General features: G+C 73.7%; 1 protein-coding gene. It reads right to left on the bottom strand.

Going from position 1 to position 228, the window contains the following annotated elements:
- Window positions 1–228, bottom strand: a 228-nt coding sequence (locus tag D1Z90_RS21050) for a beta-ketoacyl-[acyl-carrier-protein] synthase family protein (protein WP_198419295.1), incomplete at both ends; no start/stop codon positions are given.

The raw sequence follows: 228 nt of genomic DNA, 5'->3' as shown, positions 1-228 counted from the left end.
CACCACCAGTACGCGGCGGCAGCGGCCGGCGCGCACCAGTTCGCGCGCCAGCATCACCATGGCCGCGCCGGTGGCGCCGCCCATCTGCATGCCGTGCGCGTAGTGCGGGTCCAGGCCCAGCTTTTCGCTGAGCAGCGTGGCCAGCATCAGGTGCGGGAAGGTGGTGGCGTAGCCGCACAGCACGCCGTCGATATCGGCGCGGCGCAGGCCGGACTGCGCCAGCGCGGC

Source organism: Motilimonas pumila, assembly GCF_003596335.1.
Classification (GTDB): domain Bacteria; phylum Pseudomonadota; class Gammaproteobacteria; order Enterobacterales; family CBDFNC01; genus Motilimonas; species Motilimonas pumila.
The sequence above is the reverse complement of the archived record's forward strand: the minus strand, read 5'-3'. Positions and strand labels throughout refer to the sequence as shown.